Raw genomic sequence first — 16490 nt, 5'->3', positions numbered from 1 at the left:
AAGAGCAGGGCAATGGCAAAAGCGTTAGTGGTGTTTTTACATGGCGTCGGGAGCAATGGCGCGGATTTGGCGGTGCTGGGGCAACACTGGTCAGCGCTGCTGCCCGACGTGGCATTTGTTGCCGCGCCCGATGCGCCCTTTCCCTTTGAGCACGCCATGGGCTATCAGTGGTTCAGCCTGACCGGCATCACGCCGGAAAACCGTCCGGCACGGGTACGGGCTGCGCGCGACGCCTTTGACGCGACGCTGCAGCAGCTGATGGCGCAGCACGCTATGGCCGACGCGTGGCAAAAGGTGATTCTGGTGGGATTCTCGCAGGGCTCGATCATGGCGCTGGATGCGCTGGCCTCCGGACGCTATCCGCTGGCTGGTGTGGTGGCCTTCTCCGGTCGCCCGGCATTTGACGAGGCGCTCACGCCGCCGCCGCATGCCTCCGCGCTGCTGATTCACGGCAAAGCCGATGAGGTCATTCCGTCCAGCGAAACCGTCTCCGCCGCGCAGCGCCTGCAGAGCGCGGGCGTCGCGGTCACGGCACAGTATGAACCTGCCACCGGTCACACCATTTCCAGCCACGGCGCGATGCAGGCAGCGGCCTACATCGCCCAGTGCCTGCAGGATTAAGGCCAGTAGCGCTGCAGCGCCTGCCATGCCTGACGCGCGGCCGCTTCCGGCGGCTGTGCTTTGAGGCGATCGTTAAACACTTCGATGCCCACCGGACCGCGATAGCCTGCACTTTTCAGCTTATCGACAAAGCGTTCCACTTCAATGATGCCGTCGCCGGGCAGTAAGCGCTGATGGCGCGCATAGTCGCTCAGCGCCTGCTTTTCCTGCGGTGGCATCTGCGCCATATCGCACAGCTGCACTTCATAAATGCGGTCGGCCGGAATGCCGTCGAGCTGAGAGGCATCGCCACCGCGTGCGCAGATGTGGAACAGATCGACCACCAGCCCTATATTGGGCTGATCCAGCCGCTGCAAACGCTGCCACGCCAGCGGCAGCGTATTGTCGACGCTGCACCACGCCATCGGTTCATACATGATGCGCATGTTATAGCGCGCAGCTTCCGAGGCCAGCCAGCGCAGATCCTCATCAATGCGCTCCGCAACGCAGTCTTCGCGCGTGGTCGCCGGCGCCTGAATGGTATCGCAGCCCAGTGACTGCGCGACGCGAATGAATTCGCGCAGTTCGGCGCGCTTTTGCAGCCGCTCGCTGTCCGGCGCGCCGGTAAAGTCACGCAGCACCTGCAGATTGGTAAAGCCCAAGTTTAGCTGCGCGGCCAGCGCCGCCGTGTGCTCAGTAACCTCTTCCCGCCACATTTCAACCTGATCGAACCCGGTGGCACGCGCCGCCTGCAGCTTATGCGCCGATTCACCGTTTAACAGCACTAGGTTAAGGAATTTCGGGTTTGCAGACATCAACAGCTCCTTAATCGTCCGGATAAAGCGGTGACAGAGGCTGTGCGCCACCCGCACAGCATCCTGATCAGTATCCCCCTCTTAAGGGTGATTTCAAGCGTGTCGTTTAGCCCAGCAGGTTCACCACGGCGAAACCGGCAAAGGTCATCAGCAATGAACCGATGACATGCACCATCACGCTCGACATTGCCCACAGGTATTTTCCTGATTGTAGCAACACCACGATCTCTGCCGAGAAGGTCGAAAACGTCGTCAGCCCGCCGCACAGGCCGGTGACGATCAGCAGTTTCCATACGGGATCGATCTGCGGATTGCGCACAAACCACGCCATCGCCGCGCCAATAATAAAGCCACCGACCAGATTAACGATCAGCGTGCAACCGATGGCACCACCGATCATGACCGCGAACAGCGACTTCAGCATAGTCTGGAGCTCCTGAATTGAGATACGCGCAGGGCCGCGGCAGGACAGAAACTACACCTGACACACCGCCGTCTCCCGCGCAGGGATAAGCAAGTTGTCAGGCGTCATCAGCCGTCTGTGACCTGAGGGCGGTTGGGTAAGGTGGCACGCCATCACCTCAGAGGCACGATAATACGCTGGCACGCAGGAGGTGACAATATTCACCTGCCGTTAGCGTATCGTCGGGAACGATTATGTTTTACCGTGGCAGACATCATCAGCAAGGAGATTCCGATACGTACCCTGATTTTTGATACTGATATCGGCGTGGATGACGCCTTTGCGCTGGCGTATGCGGCGCGCACGCAGCGGCTGCTGGGCATCACCACGGTGTTTGGCAATGTCGCGGTTGGCCAGGCGGTAAAAAATGCCCGGCTGTTCTGTGCAAAAATGAACATCAGCGCGCTGGTGTATCGCGGCTGTGCGCGTCCGCTGGCGCTGGCCCCTTCCGCACCGGCCACTCTGCACGGCGCAGACGGTCTCGGCGATGCCCAGTCTGGGTCAGCAGTATCAGATGCGCGCGCTGGCCGAGCAGTGGCTGGATGGCGATTACCTTGAACATCCCACCATGTATTTCCACCATCGCAGCGCACCGACGGAGAAGTGGAAAGCGATCATTACCGATCTCGACCAACAGACGCCGGAAGTGGCGATTGGCCTTGGCGGCAGCTCCAAATGTGCCGGCGCGGAGCTGATTAACCTGACCGACTACGCCGATTATCAGCGCGCACTGGATAACGGTGAACTACCGATCGCCTCGGTGCGCGGCATGTCGCCGGATCAGCAGGCCATCAACGGCTGCAAGATGGCGCTGTCAACGCTGATTCCGCTCGACGATGTGCTGTTTCAGCAGAAGTTTGGCGTCAGCCTGTTTGCCCAGCCGACCATCGCCCGTGCGTTGCGTGAGTTGCAGCAGCGCGAGTTAGTACACAGCGATAGCCGCTACGTCACGCTCACCCCTGCCGGCCGCGTGCTGGTAGAAGCCATCATCAATACCCAGTTCGACTAAACCGCCCTTACCTCTTAACGGCACGCGACGGCGTGCCTGGAGCCTGTTATGTCCCAGTCTGTTTATAGCTTTTTTTATATCGCCATCGACACCGAAGCGGGCGTCACCGCAGAACAGTTTGAAACCTTCGTGCGCGAAAAAGGCGTGCATCTGCCCTGCTATCCCGGCTGGCGCTGGACGCTGTTTCGCGATCTGCGCGGCGAGCGCGTCGATCAATACCTGATGCTGTTTGAAATGAAAGATGCGGCACAGCGCGCGCGCTTTATGCAGGATGACGGTGAACTTACCGCCGAGGCAGAGCACTTCTGGCATCTGCATCCCGACGCGGACGCGCTGCTCAGCGAGTGGCGACAGCTGGCGACCTTCGCGCGGCGCCCGACGATTTTCACCCATTTAAATCTGCTGGCAGAGAATCCTCACAGTACGCTGCAGGGTGGCCCGCGCTTTGATGCCCGCAGCGGTACCGCGCGCATTCTCGGTACGCACGATCTGGCGCTGCGACCGGGCGTGCAGCCGCAGGAATTTGAGCAATTCATCGCGCAGAATGCCGCGCGCATCGTTGATTATCCCGGCTGGAAGTTTCATCTGCTGAAAGGCCACAGCGGCAACCGGCTGGACGGCTATGTGGTGATGATGGAGATTGAGAGTGAAGCGGCGCTAAATGTGTTTTATCCGCAGTCTGATATCGCCACCGCCAGCGCGGCTGACTTTGCGCGCGCGCACCGGGATACCAAACAGATGTATGAAGAGTGGAAGCAGCTGGCGTCCTTTTCCGGTTCGCCGCAGCTGTATACCGATTATCTCGCCGTGGCGGAATGTGGCACGCTGAAGTGAGTGCTGGCGGCGCGCTCTGCTCATTGCTGAAACGCGCCGCCGGTTTTCTCCGTTACGACTGGTAGTAATACACCGCTTCAAAAGGCCGCAGGTGCGTCAATGCCCCAGGCGGCGATGCTTCACTATAATTACTCATCAGCACCTGCCAGTTGCCCTCCACCTCCGGCAGCAGCAGCGGCTGCGCGCTGTGACTCAGGTTCGCCACCACCAGCAGGCTTTCACGCGGCGAATCGCGACGATAACACCAGATCTGTGACGCTTCCGGTGCCAGATCCTGATAATCGTCCTCGGTGAAGATAGCGTAACGTTTACGCAGCCGAATCAGCGTTTGGTAGCCATAGAACACCGAGTTGCTGTCGAGCAGCGCGTTAGCCGCGTTGATCAGCGTATAGTTATCCGCGACGCCTATCCACAGCTCACCTCGCGTGAAGCCGGCATTGGCGCTGCTGTCCCACAGCATCGGCGAGCGGCTGTTATCCCGCGGTTTGCTGGCCAGAATCGCCAGGATTGCCGCCTCCGGCTTGCCCTGCGCCAGCCACGCTGCGTGGATGTTATGGCTCTCGATGTCCTGATACTGCTTAATGCGGGTAAATGGGGGCTGGTCATCCCCAGCTCTTCGCCCTGATAGATATAGGGCGTGCCCTGCATGCCGTGCAGCAGCATCGCAAAGCATTTTGCCGAGGCGATGCGCAGCGCACCTTCATCACCAAAGCGCGTGACGATACGCGGCTGATCGTGGTTACACCAGAACAGCGCATTCCACGCCACGTCGTGCATCCCGCTCTGCCACTCCGCAAAAATCGCCTTGAGCTGAACGAAGTCCGGTGCCGCCAGCGTCCATTTGTCGCCCTAGGGATAATCCACCTTGAGATGGTGGAAGTTAAAGGTCATCGACAGCTCGTTTTGCGCCAGCGAAGCATAGCGCTGGCAGTTGGCCAGCGTGGTCGAGGACATTTCCCCCACCGTCATCAGTCCGCGCGGCGTGAACACATCGCGGTTGAACTCCTGCAGGTAGTCATGGATGCGCGGGCCATCGGTGTAGAACCGCCGCCCGTCATGGCCGGGCAGATCGTCGCTAAAATCCTAGTGCTTCGACACCAGGTTGATCACATCAAGCCGCAATCCATCGACGCCTCGATCCGCCCAGAAGTGGCACACCTGCTTTAACGCCTCGCGCACCGCCGGGTTTTCCCAGTTGAGATCGGCCTGCTCCGGCGCGTACAGGTGCAGATAGTATTGCTGACGCCGTTCATTCCACGCCCAGGCGCTGCCGCCAAACTTAGACCGCCAGTTGTTGGGTGGCGTGCCGGGCACCCCGTCGCGCCAGATATAGAAATCGACATACGGCTGCTCACCGGCTTCGGCACGCTTAAACCAGGCGTGCTCGGTCGAGGTGTGGTTGAACACCATATCCAGCACCATGCGCATACCGCGCCGGTGCACCTCCGCCAGCAGGTGGTCAAAGTCGGCCATGGTGCCGTAGGCGGGATCGATGGCGGTGTAATCCGCCACGTCGTAACCGTTATCGATCTGCGGTGACACATAAATCGGCGTCAGCCACAGCGCATCGACGCCAAGCTGCTGCAGATAATCCAGCCGCTGGATCACGCCGTTGAGATCGCCGGTGCCGCGCGCCCCGCTGTCCTGAAAACTTTTGGGATAGATTTGGTAGATCACCGCCTGGCGCCACCAGGGATATCCAGCGTGCCTGTTCATGTTGCACCTCGGCCTAGCTGATGATGGCGGTTGCCGCTTTACGTTTGGTGATGATGATGGTCAGCAGCAGCGGAACCAGAATCGCCACCAGAATCGCCAAGGAGTAAACCGTCCAGTACTGTGGCTGAATCGAGAGAATACCCGGCAAGCCGCCCACGCCGATGCCATTGGCCATCACGCCGTTGAGGCCGCAAAGCAGCGCCGCCAGCGCAGAGCCAATCATGGCGCACAGCATGGGGTAGCGGTACTTGAGGTTGACGCCGTACATCGCCGGCTCCGTTACGCCGAGCCACGCCGAAATGGCGGCCGGCACGGTGAGGTCGCGTTCAGCACGATCTTTACTGGCGATAATGATGCCAACCACCGCTGCACCCTGTGCAATATTGGACAGCGCAATCAGCGGCCACACCGGCCTGCCGCCCATGCTCTGAATCATCTGCAAATCGACAGCCAGCGTGGTCTGATGCACGCCGGTGATCACCATCGGCGCATACAGGAAGCCAAACAGCGCGGCACCAATCGGCGCAAAGCTGCCGGTCATCAGATGACGCACCGCAAAAGCGATGCCTTCGCCGATCAGACGGCCAAACGGGCCAATCAGGCTATGGGCGAGGAAGACCGACAGCAGCAGTGCACACACCGGCACCACCACCAGCGTCAGATAGGCGGGCACGATACGTTTTAGCGCCAGTTCGATTTTCGCCAGCGCCAGCCCGGCCAGCAGCGCCGGGATCACCTGCGCCTGATAGCCGACCCGATCAATGCTGAACCAGCCGAAGTTCCACACTTCCGGCACTTGGCTGCCAATCAGATACGCATTCATCAGCTGCGGTGAAACCAGCGTAATGCCCAGCACAATACCCAGGATTGGCGTACCGCCCAGCTTGCGCACCACCGACCAGCAAATACCCACCGGCAAATAGAAGAAGATCGCTTCGCCAATCAGCCAGAGAAAATCGTACAGCCCTTTCACACCGGGATAGAGCTGCACCAGGGTTTTATCATCCGCCACGGCAATATCGCCGAGCACGTTACGGAAACCAAGAATTAAACCGCCGCTAATTAACGTCGGTAATAACGGGAAAATATCTCAGCAAAATGGGATAATAATGCCTTGTGCCATTTCATCTGGCTGCGCGCCGCGGATTTAATCTGCTCCTTAGAGGTCTCACTAATATTTAGTACTTCAACTAACGCTTTATAATAAGCGTCAACTTCGGTTCCAATAATTACCTGAAACTGTCCGGCAGCATTAAAGCATCCTTTAACGCCGGGCGTGGCGCGGATAGCCGCCGGATCGGCCTTGTCGACATCCTGCAGCACAAAGCGCAGGCGGGTAATACAGTGCGAAAGTGACAGAATATTTTCCCGACCGCCCACGCGGTCAATGAGATCGTTAATGATCTCGCGACTGATGGTTTTAATTATCATCCCTTATTTCCATGCCGGAATCGGCAGTGGACGATAATACGCCGCTGCTTTTAATTTTAACTATAGCAAAGCGAGGGAATTAGTTGGCGATCACAAAAATATTTACGCAATACATCGCAGGAAAATTAACTTAACAATAATTATTTAACCTGATAACTAAATCTGCGCTATTTAAATATAAATTCGGGACATTTCGTATTGTTGAATATTTATTTAAACGGTAGCGCGGTGGCTGTGCGGATTTCGCCACCGCGCAACAATGCGTCAGACGATGCGGTGGCGCAGACCGCCAATCTTCTCAATTTCCACTTCGATCTCGTCGCCAGGGAACATAAACAGCGGTGGCGTACGCTTTTTCCCCACGCCGCCCGGTGAGCCGGTGATGATGACATCGCCCGGTGACAGCGGACTAAACGCCGAGATGTATTCAATGATCTTCGCCACCGGATGCACCATGCTGACCGTGGTATCGTTCTGCACTTCGCGCTGATTCAGCCAAGTTTTGATCGCCAGCTGCTGCGGGTCCGGGATGTCGTCAGCGGTGGTCATCCACGGGCCAAAACCGCCCGTTTGCTGCCAGTTTTTGCCCACGGTAAACCAGGTGAACTGCATGTCGCGCACCGTGGCATCCATAAAGCAGCTGTAGCCCGCCACATGCTGTAGCGCATCGGCGGCTTTTACCTGATAAGCCGCCTTGCCGATGATCACCGCCAGCTCGCCTTCGTAATCAAATTCAGCCGTGGTCGCCGGTTTCAGCAGGGGCTGCTCGTGCGCAGCCAGCGAATCGGCAAAGCGGACAAACAGCGTCGGCGCGTCGAGCGTGGCGGCAAACTCCTGGGGCTTGTCGGCATAGTTCATGCGAACGCAGAAGACTTTGCCTGGGTTTTCCATCACCGGCAGGAAGCGAATCGCGCTGAAGGCATAGTCCACCGGCTCGCTCAGGTACACCTGCAGGTTACTCAGGCCACCGCGCTGCAGCAGGGTTTTCAAATCCGGACAGCTGTCGCCCAGCCGCGCACCGAGATCGATCACGCCGGCGGGTTGCACGATGCCATAACTTTTTCTTGCATGGTCAATAAGAGAAAAACTGCACAGCTGCATGATGGCCTCAATGTTATAGAGAATTTGCGCGCAGGTTATCAAAAGCCAGACGGAAAAGCGGTATGACCTGAGGGTAAAGTAATTAATGTTTGTGAGTTTTGGTGACAGAAGTACGCAGAGGGGAACGGCGCCGGGTGATAACCACAGGTCGATCCCTGACCGCGATTATCGAGGGTTTCTGGCGGAGCGCTTAGTTTAAGGCGCCCGGAGGTACGTGTTTAAAGCTCTCAACATAAGAGCGAAACACGGAGCGGAAAAAACGTTTCATGGTGCACCTGATACAAAAATTGTTGAAGAATTACGCGAAAATTATAACGCCCGCGCATTTTTCACGCAATTATTTTTGAACCAGATAACAAAAACGCGCCCACCCCATCGTGCAAGGCGTTAACGGAACAGCCCTAAGTGCTCAATCAGGATGGTGCAGCCAATGCTGATCAGTACCACCCCGCCCAGCACTTCCGCCCATTTGCCCATTACCGGACCGATAAAGCGGCCGACCAGCACACCGGTGGTCGCCATGATGGTGGTGGCCGCACCGATGGTGAGCGCGGTGAGCACAATGTTAACCTGCAGGAACGCGAGGCCAACCCCCACCGCCAGCGCATCAAGGCTGGTCGCTACCGCCGTCAGCGCCAGTACCATAAAGCCGTGGCGCTGCGGCGCTTCGCACGGCTCATCGGCCGTCTGACGGAAGCCTTCCATGATCATCCGCCCGCCAAGAATGCCCAGCAGACCAAATGCCACCCAGTGATCCCATGCCATAATGTAGTGGCTGGCGGCCAGCCTGATGGCCCAGCCCACCAGCGGCGTCAGCATTTCAATGACGCCAAAAATCAGCCCTGTGCGTAATGCTTCTTTGAAACCCGGACGATACAGCGATGCGCCTTTGCCCAGTGCTGCAGCGAAAGCGTCCATCGACATACCAAAGGCCAGAATCAGGGTTGCGATAAATGTCATGGTTTTCAGTCAATGCGGTGAAATAAGACGATTAAGCCTGCACTTTGTCCGCATATCGGGTTCAGTAATGAAAAAGTGCGCGCAGTCTAGCACGCTAACCCGCTAAAAAAAAGACAACAAAATCATGGGTTTAAGTATAGTAAAGGCTATAACTCTTAACTACCGCTATTTCTGCAGCTAAGCGGATGGAATAGAAGAAATTTCTTAGCGCGCGCCGCTGCGGGGATTGCACCGCGCCGCGGTTTTATGCGCTAATGCCCGCGCTAACTGATTTGAAATGATGCGATGAAAAACCCGTTTGAAACGCTGATCATCCCGGGCGGCATTCTGCTACTGGGCTTTCTTTCGGCGCTACTGCTGCCCGCCCCTTCGTTTGGCGTGGCGCTGGCAAAACAGCTGCAGCAGGCTCTGCATCTGCAGGATGTGAATCAGCTGTACACCATGGTGTTCTGCGTCTGGTTTTTGCTGCTGGGTACCGTTGAGTTTTTCATTATTCGCTTCGTCTGGCGCCGCTGGTTCCAGCTGCGCTGAGCGGTGCGCGTGATGCATTTTTCTTCTGACGAGCGCGTGACACGATGCCCAAATTAAAAGTCACACAAACGTAACATTATTTTTACACGATCTGGCGAAACATCAGGCAACATAAAATCCGCATAAAAAATCAATTTCGTTAAAACCTATTTTTTCAATGCGTTAATTTGTGATCTAGCTCACCGTGTGAAATCAACCCTCTCCATTTTCCTCACACTGCCGCAACAACTACGTTACTATAACTGCCTGATTAGGCGATAAAAATCCCTTATGACAGCGTCGTCGGGCTGATTAATTCTCATGCTGAATCATTTCTGCATTTAAAAAATAAACAAATGTTTAATTCCGATACGAGAATGTTATATTCGAATGCATATGCATAACGTGCAGTTAACCGTTATCACACCTATGGCTTAAACCTGAGTCTTAACCTTTGAGAAATAGCGCAACGCGCTTGCAAAAAGCGTGGCTGTTTCGCCTGCGGACCTGTTGAGCTTCAGGGCAACAGAGAGGAGATGTCGCCTCATGAGCAACACTGCGGTAAATCTGGCGCTAGCCGCCGCTGGCATGGAAAGCACACACCTTCAGGAACGAAAAGACGTAGATGTCCTGCTGATCGGCGCAGGCGTGATGAGTGCTACCTTAGGTACGTGGCTGCAGGATCTGGAGCCAGACTGGTCGACTGAGATGGTCGAGCGGCTGGATGATGTCGCGGTCGAATCCTCTAACGGCTGGAACAATGCCGGCACCGGCCACGCGGCGCTGGCCGAGCTGAACTATACGCCCGAAAGAGCGGATGGCAGCATCGACATTGCCAAAGCGGTGGCGATTAACGAATCCTTCCAGATTTCCCGCCAGTTCTGAGCGTATCACGAGCAGAAAGGCAACCTGAATAATCAACAAAGCTTTATTCACAGCACGCCGCACATGAGTTTTGTCTGGGGCGAGGCCAACGTGGCTTTCCTGCGCAAGCGCTTCCCGGCGCTGCAGAAAAGCACCCTGTTCCGCGGCATGAACTATTCCGAAGATCGTGACCAGATCGCTGAGTGGATTCCGCTGGTGATGAACGGGCGCGACCGCAAGCAGAAAGTGGCGGCCACCTAGACCGACATGGGCACCGACGTTAACTTCGGTGAGGTAACGCGCCAGCTGATTGCCGCGCTGGAGAAGAAAGAGAATTTCCGCCTGCGTCTGCGTCAGGAAGTGCGCGATATCAAGCGCCTGAGCGATGGTCGCTGGCAGGTAAGCCTGCACAACCTCGCCAGCGGTGAGCCGCGGGTGCTGACTGCGCGCCAGCTGTTTATCGGTGCCGGCGGTGCGGCGCTGCCGCTGCTGCAAAAAACCGGCATCCCGGAAGTAAAAGGCTACGCCGGTTTCCCGGTGGGCGGCTCGTTCCTCGTCACGGAAAATCCGGACGTGGTGGCGCAGCACATGGCGAAGGTGTAGGGCAAAGCCAGCGTGGGCGAACCGCCGATGTCGGTACCGCATGTTGATACCCGCGTGCTGGATGGCAAGCAGGTGCTGCTGTTTGGCCCGTTTGCGACCTTCTCCACCAAATTCCTCAAGCAGGGCTCACTGCTGGATATGTTCAGCGCGATGAACAGCAGTAACCTGCTGCCGATGATGCAGGTTGGGCTGAAAAGCTTCGATCTGGTGAAATATCTGGTCGATCAGGTGTTGCAGAGCGATGATGATCGTATGGAAGCGCTGCGCACTTATGTGCCGCAGGCAAAACAGGAAGACTGGAAGCTGGTCACGGCCGGTCAGCGCGTACAGATCATCAAAAATGATGAGAAAGAGGGCGGCGTGCTGCGTCTCGGTACCGAAGTGGTCACCTCGGCCGACGGCTCGATCTCTGCGCTGCTGGGCGCGTCACCGGGCGCCTCCACCGCAGCACCGATTATGCTGGAGCTGATGGCGAACAGTGTTCCCGGAGCAGATGCGCTCGCCCGAGTGGCAAACCAAAATCCGCGCGGTAATCCCGTCGTGGGGCCGCAAGCTGAACGGCGACGTGGCGCTGACCGAGAAGGTGCTGGCCGAAACCAGTCGCGTGCTACAGCTGGATTACGCACCGGTCATCACGCCGGAAGCCGCGAACGACGAAGGCCGTGAAACCGCCCATGTGGTGGGCAAGTAAGCGGCGACGCCTGCCCTTCCAACCGGAAAAAACAGACCTGCCTGAGGCCGCAACAGCGGCCTCTTTTTTTTGATTACGGTGTCGCCTTTAGGATGACGCAATCCCTGACAGTTAAGCCTGGGATTTATTCACCAGAAAGCGCACGTTTGTTAGCGGCACAGTACATTGCGCGATAAATCGCGCCGCTACATAAGGGTGCGTCTTACGGCTTCGTTAACTGACCAGCCCCCCATATGGTGCCCATGCTTACCGTGCCATCAAACGCCGTTGAATCACCTCAATAGCAGCGCGTCATACAGCATCCAGCCGGTCGTCGCCACCAGTGACAGCGCCATTAGCGTGTTGAACGCCTGACGTTTCCACGCAATCTGCAGGTGATGGCGCAGCCGGTCGCCCAGCGCTGCCCAGATTAAAATGCACGGCAGGTTGAGCGCGGCAAAGCCGAGCAGCACCGCCAGCACACCGTTGCTGTTGGCGTACATCAGCGCCACGTTGGTGACCATCAGCCAGGCTTTGGGATTCACCGCCTGGAAACACACGCCGCCCAGTAAGGTCATCGGACACTCGCGCAGCTGCGGCGCACCGGCGCGGAAGATTTTCCACGACAGCCACAGCAGATAGCTGCATCCCACCACCGTCAGCGGCAACCGCACAGACGCCATCCAGTGCAACAGCATCTCCAGCGCCACGCTCGCCAGCAGCATCTGTAACGCACAGCAGAGCAGGATGCCAAACAGCATCGGCAGCGTGCGCCGGAAGCCAAAATTGACGCCAGACATGGCCAGTAACAGATTGTTAGGACCCGGTGTAATCGACATCACCGTAACGTAGCTAAAGAAGGATGGATCGAGCATGGTGCGTTTCCCTGAGAATCAACGAAGCACCATGCTAATGCGCAAATTACGATGGCAACAGAGACACAAAATCACTATTGTGATGAATACAGTTAAGGCAATTTTAAATTGTACCTAATCGCGCGCGGAGGCTTTTGTGTCCCTTCCTCTCTCATCCGGCCAGACGCTGTACCAGCAGCTGGCGGACAGTTTTGCCGAATCTATCCATCAGGGCACGCTGAAGCCGGGTAAGCGCCTGCCGGCCATCCGGCGCGTGGCGCAGTCGCACTAGGTCAGCATCAATACCGTGCTAAGTGCCTGGCATATCCTTGAAGATCGCGACCTGATAGAAGCCCGTCCGCAGTCGGGCTACTACGTGCGTGGTGTGCTGCCCGCGGTGACGCGACCACTCAGGCCGATGAGCGCCAGCGTTAATGACCACAGCACGCAAAAACTGGAACTGATCGAGCAGGTATTCGCCGCGCAGAATCACCCGGACTACACCAATATTTCGCTGGCCTGCCCGCAGTATAGTGAGCTGTTTCCGGCGGCGAAACTGGGACGCATTACCGCCTCCCTTATTCGCCGCGATAACGACATCATTGGTCGTTATGCGCTTCCGCCGGGTAGTGAGCACTTACGGGAGGAGATTGCGCGCCGTAGCCTGCACACCGGCCTGAATCTCACTGTCGCGGACATCACCCTGACCCACGGCTGCATGGAAGCGCTGCAGCTGGCGCTGCGTGCGGTGACGAAGCCGGGCGACTGCGTCGGGCTTGAATCGCCGACCTACTTCTTTTTGTTCCCGCTGCTGGCCTCACTCGGGCTGAAGGCGCTGGAAATCCCCACCGATCCGCAAAACGGCCTGTCGCTGGACGCGCTGGAGATGTTGCTGCAGGAGCAGCGCATTCAGGCGCTGATCGCCATGCCGGGCGCGCAGAATCCGCTGGGCTACGTAATGCCGCTGGAAAATAAAAAGCGTCTCGCGAAGTTAGTGAACACTTACCACATTCCGCTGCTGGAAGATGGGCTGTATGACGAATTGCAGTTTGACAGGCCACTGTCGCCGCCGGTTAAAGCCTTTGACCGCGACGGCTGGGTGATTTACTGCACCAGCTTCACCAAAACCGTCGCGCCCGATTTTCGCGTGGGCTGGACGGCTGCCGGCCGCTTCCACCCGGCGATTGCGCGGCTGAAAGCGGTATCGTCGATCACCGAATCAAAACTGCTGAGCGAAACGCTGGCCGAATTCCCCGCCAGCGGCGGTTATAATCACCATCTGCGTTCGCTGCGGCGTCGCTATGCCGCCAATCTGGATGCGGCGCGCGGCATCATTGCCCGTAACTTCCCGCAGGGCACGCGCGCTACCCTGCCGCGCGGCGGCTTTGTGTTTTGGGTCGAGCTGCCGGGCAAGGTTGACACGGTGGAGATGTTCCATCGCCTGTTGCAGGAGCAGATTTGCGTTACGCCGGGCGCGCTCTATTCGCTGAGCGATCGCTATCGCCATGCGCTGCGTCTCTCCTGCTGCTATCCGTTTGATGAGCGTTACACCTGGGCACTGAAACGCACCGGCGCGCTGGCCTGTGAAATCACCAGTTTCGCGCCGGGTCAGGATCAGGGCTTACCGTTGCGGCCCCAAGTGGTGTAGCCCTCGCGTTCGGTCAGGCGCTCGTAGTACGTTTGCACGGCAGGAAAGTCCGGGTGGTCGAGCGGAGTTTCAAACCAGCGGTTTACCGCCAGGCCAACCGGAATATCGGCCAGGGTAAAGTTACGGCCCGCAACGTAGCGCCCGGTTTTTTCCAGCTGCTGATTGAGAATACCCATGGTGTGGCTCCAGCCTTTGATGGCGGCAGCCAGCAGGCGCGGATCCTGATGGGCTGGCGAATTCCGCACCAGCGACATAAAAGCATAGCGCCATGAGGTGTTGAGCTCGGTGGCCTGCCAGTCCATCCACTGATCGACCGGCGCGCGCGCGGGGATTATCCGGGTAGAGCCATTCACCGTCGTTGCTGTTGGCGAGGTAGCGCAGAATCGCGTTGGATTCCCACATCACGAAGTCATCTTCGATGATCACCGGCACCATGGCGTTGGGATTGAGCGCCATAAACTGGGGTGAGTGCAACGACTGCGGGTCTTCGCCCCACGGCTCGTGCTCCCAGACAATATCCAGCTCTGAACAGAGCCACAGCACTTTACGTACGTTGATTAACGAGTTACGGCCCAGAATTTTTAACATAGCGGACTCCGCTGGCAGAATTGTTAATCTATTCATAGTCCTGTTAGACGCCTTAAGCAATCAGCAGGATGTAAATCCGGATTTCAGACAACCTCAATGAGGAAAGGAGCGAACATGCAGGTGGCGTTTAAACAAGTGGATGTGTTCTCCACAGGCGCGTTCAGCGGCAATCCGCTGGCGGTGATCATGGATGCCGAGGGCCTGAGCGACGCACAGCTGGCGGCTATCGCGCGCTGGACCAATCTGTCGGAAACCACCTTCGTGCTGCCACCACAGGATGCCAGAGCCGACTATCGTGTGCGCATCTTCACGCCCGGAGGCGAACTGCCGTTTGCCGGACACCCCACGCTTGGCACCGCGCATGCCTTGCTGGAAGCCGGCTGGCCCCTGAAAACAGCGGGTAAGATTGTGCAGGAGTGCGGCGTGGGCCTGGTTGAGGTGCAGATTGGCGCTGACGGTACGCTGGCCTTTGCCGCGCCGGAAGCCAGCCTGACGCCGTTCAGCGATGCGCTGATGAGCAGCGCGCTGCACTGTGACGCGTTCGATCTCAGCCAGACGCCAGCCGTGGCGGATATGGGGATTCGCTGGCTGTTGATTCCGATGAGCAGCGCGCAGGCGGTGCTGGAGGTGGTCACCCAGGCTGACGATTTACTGCGGCTGCAGCAGCATGCTGGCGTGAACGGCATCGCACTGTTTGGCCCGCTGCCGCAGGACGCAGATGCGCAGTACGAGGTGCGCGCGCTGCTGGTCGAGAACGGTAGCTTGGTCGAAGATCCGGTAACCGGCAGCGCCAACGCCTGTCTGGCACGCTATCTGGCGGCGCAGGACCAGCGGCAGGATTACTGCGCGCGTCAGGGCAGCGCCATCCAGCGTGCCGGTCGCATTGTGGTGCGTTTTGCCGGTGAGACAATCTGGATCGGCGGGCAAACTCTCACCCTGATTGATGGAACGATTGAGGTGTAAAACGGGCGCTGCTCCGTTCGTTAACACGATTCGGTCGCAGCGCGATGTTTTTACAGTGCCTGACCGCCGGAGGCCTCGATACGCTGGGCGGTAATCCAGCCGGTCTCCTCGCTCAGGATCGCGCTGATGGCATCACCTATGTCATCCGGCAGACCAACGCGGCCCAGCGCGGTCACTGAAGCGATATGCGCGTTCAGATCTTTCGTGTCGCGCACGCGACCGCCGCCAAAGTCGGTTTCAATCGCCCCCGGTGCCAGTATGTTGACGCGAATGCGGCGCTCGCCCAGCTCCTTCGCCTGATAGCGCGTCAGCACTTCCATCGCCCCTTTCATGGCGGCGTAAGTGCCTGAACCCGGCAGCGTCATGCGCGTCAGACCGCTGGAAATGTTCAGGATGCGTCCACCATCGGCGATCAGCGGCAGCAGTTTCTGCGTAAGGAAATACGGCCCTTTAAAATGCACATTCACCAGCGCATCAAACTCCTCTTCACTGGTTTCGGCCAGCAGCTTGTAATGACCGTGTCCAGCGTTGTTCACTAAATAATCAAAGCTATCGCGCTGCCAGGTCTAGTTCAGCGTTGCTTTGACCCGCGCCGCAAAGTCATCGAACTGCTTACTGTCGCCCACATCCAGCTGCAGCGCTACCGCACGCGCGCCCAGCGCCTCAATCTCCTTCACTACCGCCTGCGCTTCTTCAGCATGACCGCGCCAGGTAAACAGAATATCGACGCCTTTCGCGGCCAGTTTTAGCGCGCCATTCTTGCCCAGACCGCGGTTACCGCCGGTAATCAATGCAATTTTATGAGACATGTTTCGCTCCAGTTGGAAAATTGAACACGGATTAAGGATATTCGCGAATAAT

Annotated in this window: 11 protein-coding genes, 7 pseudogenes and 1 riboswitch; of the genes and pseudogenes, 8 read left to right on the top strand and 10 right to left on the bottom strand. The window is 57.8% G+C overall.

Annotation, left to right across the window (positions count from 1 at the left end; genetic code table 11):
- The first annotated feature begins 12 nt into the window (after nt 1-12).
- Nucleotides 13-621, top strand: a complete 609-nt coding sequence (locus AC6I8M_RS04425; RefSeq protein WP_058948720.1) for a prolyl oligopeptidase family serine peptidase — start codon at nt 13-15, stop codon at nt 619-621.
- Here AC6I8M_RS04425 and AC6I8M_RS04420 read toward each other — a convergent pair.
- Together AC6I8M_RS04420 and crcB are read right to left on the bottom strand one after the other, a co-directional pair.
- A complete protein-coding gene (locus tag AC6I8M_RS04420; RefSeq protein WP_022548924.1) occupies nt 618-1415 on the bottom strand; it encodes a sugar phosphate isomerase/epimerase family protein in 798 nt (265 codons plus the stop codon). The two genes, AC6I8M_RS04425 and AC6I8M_RS04420, sit on opposite strands and share 4 nt — an antisense overlap.
- 106 nt (nt 1416-1521) lie before the next feature.
- Nucleotides 1522-1839, bottom strand: a complete 318-nt coding sequence (crcB, locus tag AC6I8M_RS04415) for a fluoride efflux transporter CrcB (protein WP_010615740.1) — start codon at nt 1837-1839, stop codon at nt 1522-1524.
- Between the two features lie 91 nt (nt 1840-1930).
- A riboswitch (Fluoride riboswitch) is annotated at nt 1931-2005 on the bottom strand.
- A gap of 107 nt (nt 2006-2112) precedes the next feature.
- Between crcB and AC6I8M_RS04410 the strand changes: the two are divergent.
- The 3 genes and pseudogenes from AC6I8M_RS04410 to AC6I8M_RS04400 all read left to right on the top strand — a co-directional run.
- Nucleotides 2113-2376, top strand: a pseudogene (locus tag AC6I8M_RS04410) (nucleoside hydrolase); the annotation flags it as partial.
- The gene (locus tag AC6I8M_RS04405) at nt 2366-2887 is read left to right on the top strand and encodes a hypothetical protein (protein WP_195910860.1); all 522 of its coding nucleotides are present in this window, start codon (nt 2366-2368) and stop codon (nt 2885-2887) included. The pseudogene AC6I8M_RS04410 and the gene AC6I8M_RS04405, both read left to right, overlap by 11 nt.
- Nucleotides 2888-2935: 48 nt before the next feature.
- Nucleotides 2936-3721, top strand: a complete 786-nt coding sequence (locus AC6I8M_RS04400) for a hypothetical protein (RefSeq protein WP_010615737.1) — start codon at nt 2936-2938, stop codon at nt 3719-3721.
- Nucleotides 3722-3773: 52 nt separating this feature from the next.
- Here the strand turns inward: AC6I8M_RS04400 and treC are convergent.
- From treC to mntP, 5 genes and pseudogenes are all read right to left on the bottom strand, one after another.
- Nucleotides 3774-5437: pseudogene (gene treC / locus AC6I8M_RS04395) on the bottom strand (alpha,alpha-phosphotrehalase).
- Between the two features lie 13 nt (nt 5438-5450).
- Nucleotides 5451-6862 (bottom strand): annotated as a pseudogene (treB, locus tag AC6I8M_RS04390) (PTS trehalose transporter subunit IIBC).
- 270 nt (nt 6863-7132) lie between these two features.
- Nucleotides 7133-7969, bottom strand: coding sequence for a fumarylacetoacetate hydrolase family protein (locus AC6I8M_RS04385; protein ID WP_498013680.1), 837 nt, complete (start codon nt 7967-7969; stop codon nt 7133-7135).
- A gap of 190 nt (nt 7970-8159) precedes the next feature.
- Nucleotides 8160-8237: a stress response protein AzuC gene (azuC, locus tag AC6I8M_RS04380; protein WP_498013791.1), complete on the bottom strand. Its 78-nt coding sequence runs from the start codon at nt 8235-8237 to the stop codon at nt 8160-8162.
- Between the two features lie 119 nt (nt 8238-8356).
- On the bottom strand, nt 8357-8929 hold the full coding sequence (gene mntP / locus AC6I8M_RS04375) for a manganese efflux pump MntP (protein ID WP_010615730.1): 573 nt from the start codon (nt 8927-8929) through the stop codon (nt 8357-8359).
- Nucleotides 8930-9214: 285 nt separating this feature from the next.
- Between mntP and AC6I8M_RS04370 the strand changes: the two genes are divergently transcribed.
- A complete protein-coding gene (locus AC6I8M_RS04370) occupies nt 9215-9460 on the top strand; it encodes a DUF1158 domain-containing protein (RefSeq protein ID WP_010615729.1) in 246 nt (81 codons plus the stop codon).
- Between the two features lie 525 nt (nt 9461-9985).
- Nucleotides 9986-11597, top strand: a pseudogene (gene mqo, locus AC6I8M_RS04365) (malate dehydrogenase (quinone)).
- 272 nt (nt 11598-11869) lie between these two features.
- Here mqo and AC6I8M_RS04360 read toward each other — a convergent pair.
- Nucleotides 11870-12451, bottom strand: a complete 582-nt coding sequence (locus tag AC6I8M_RS04360; protein ID WP_010615728.1) for a LysE family translocator — start codon at nt 12449-12451, stop codon at nt 11870-11872.
- Between the two features lie 136 nt (nt 12452-12587).
- Here AC6I8M_RS04360 and AC6I8M_RS04355 point away from each other — a divergent pair.
- Nucleotides 12588-14078, top strand: a pseudogene (locus AC6I8M_RS04355) (aminotransferase-like domain-containing protein).
- On the opposite strand, the pseudogene AC6I8M_RS04350 reads toward AC6I8M_RS04355, so the two are convergent.
- A pseudogene (locus AC6I8M_RS04350) lies at nt 14045-14666 on the bottom strand (glutathione S-transferase family protein). The pseudogenes AC6I8M_RS04355 and AC6I8M_RS04350 overlap by 34 nt on opposite strands.
- Before the next feature lie 114 nt (nt 14667-14780).
- Here AC6I8M_RS04350 and AC6I8M_RS04345 point away from each other — a divergent pair.
- A complete protein-coding gene (locus AC6I8M_RS04345) occupies nt 14781-15629 on the top strand; it encodes a PhzF family phenazine biosynthesis protein (RefSeq protein ID WP_010615727.1) in 849 nt (282 codons plus the stop codon).
- Nucleotides 15630-15679: 50 nt separating this feature from the next.
- Here the strand turns inward: AC6I8M_RS04345 and AC6I8M_RS04340 are convergent.
- A pseudogene (locus AC6I8M_RS04340) lies at nt 15680-16438 on the bottom strand (SDR family NAD(P)-dependent oxidoreductase).
- Between the last annotated feature and the right edge of the window lie 52 nt (nt 16439-16490).

It is taken from the genome of Type-A symbiont of Plautia stali (assembly GCF_059731155.1).
The sequence above is the reverse complement of the archived record's forward strand: the minus strand, read 5'-3'. Positions and strand labels throughout refer to the sequence as shown.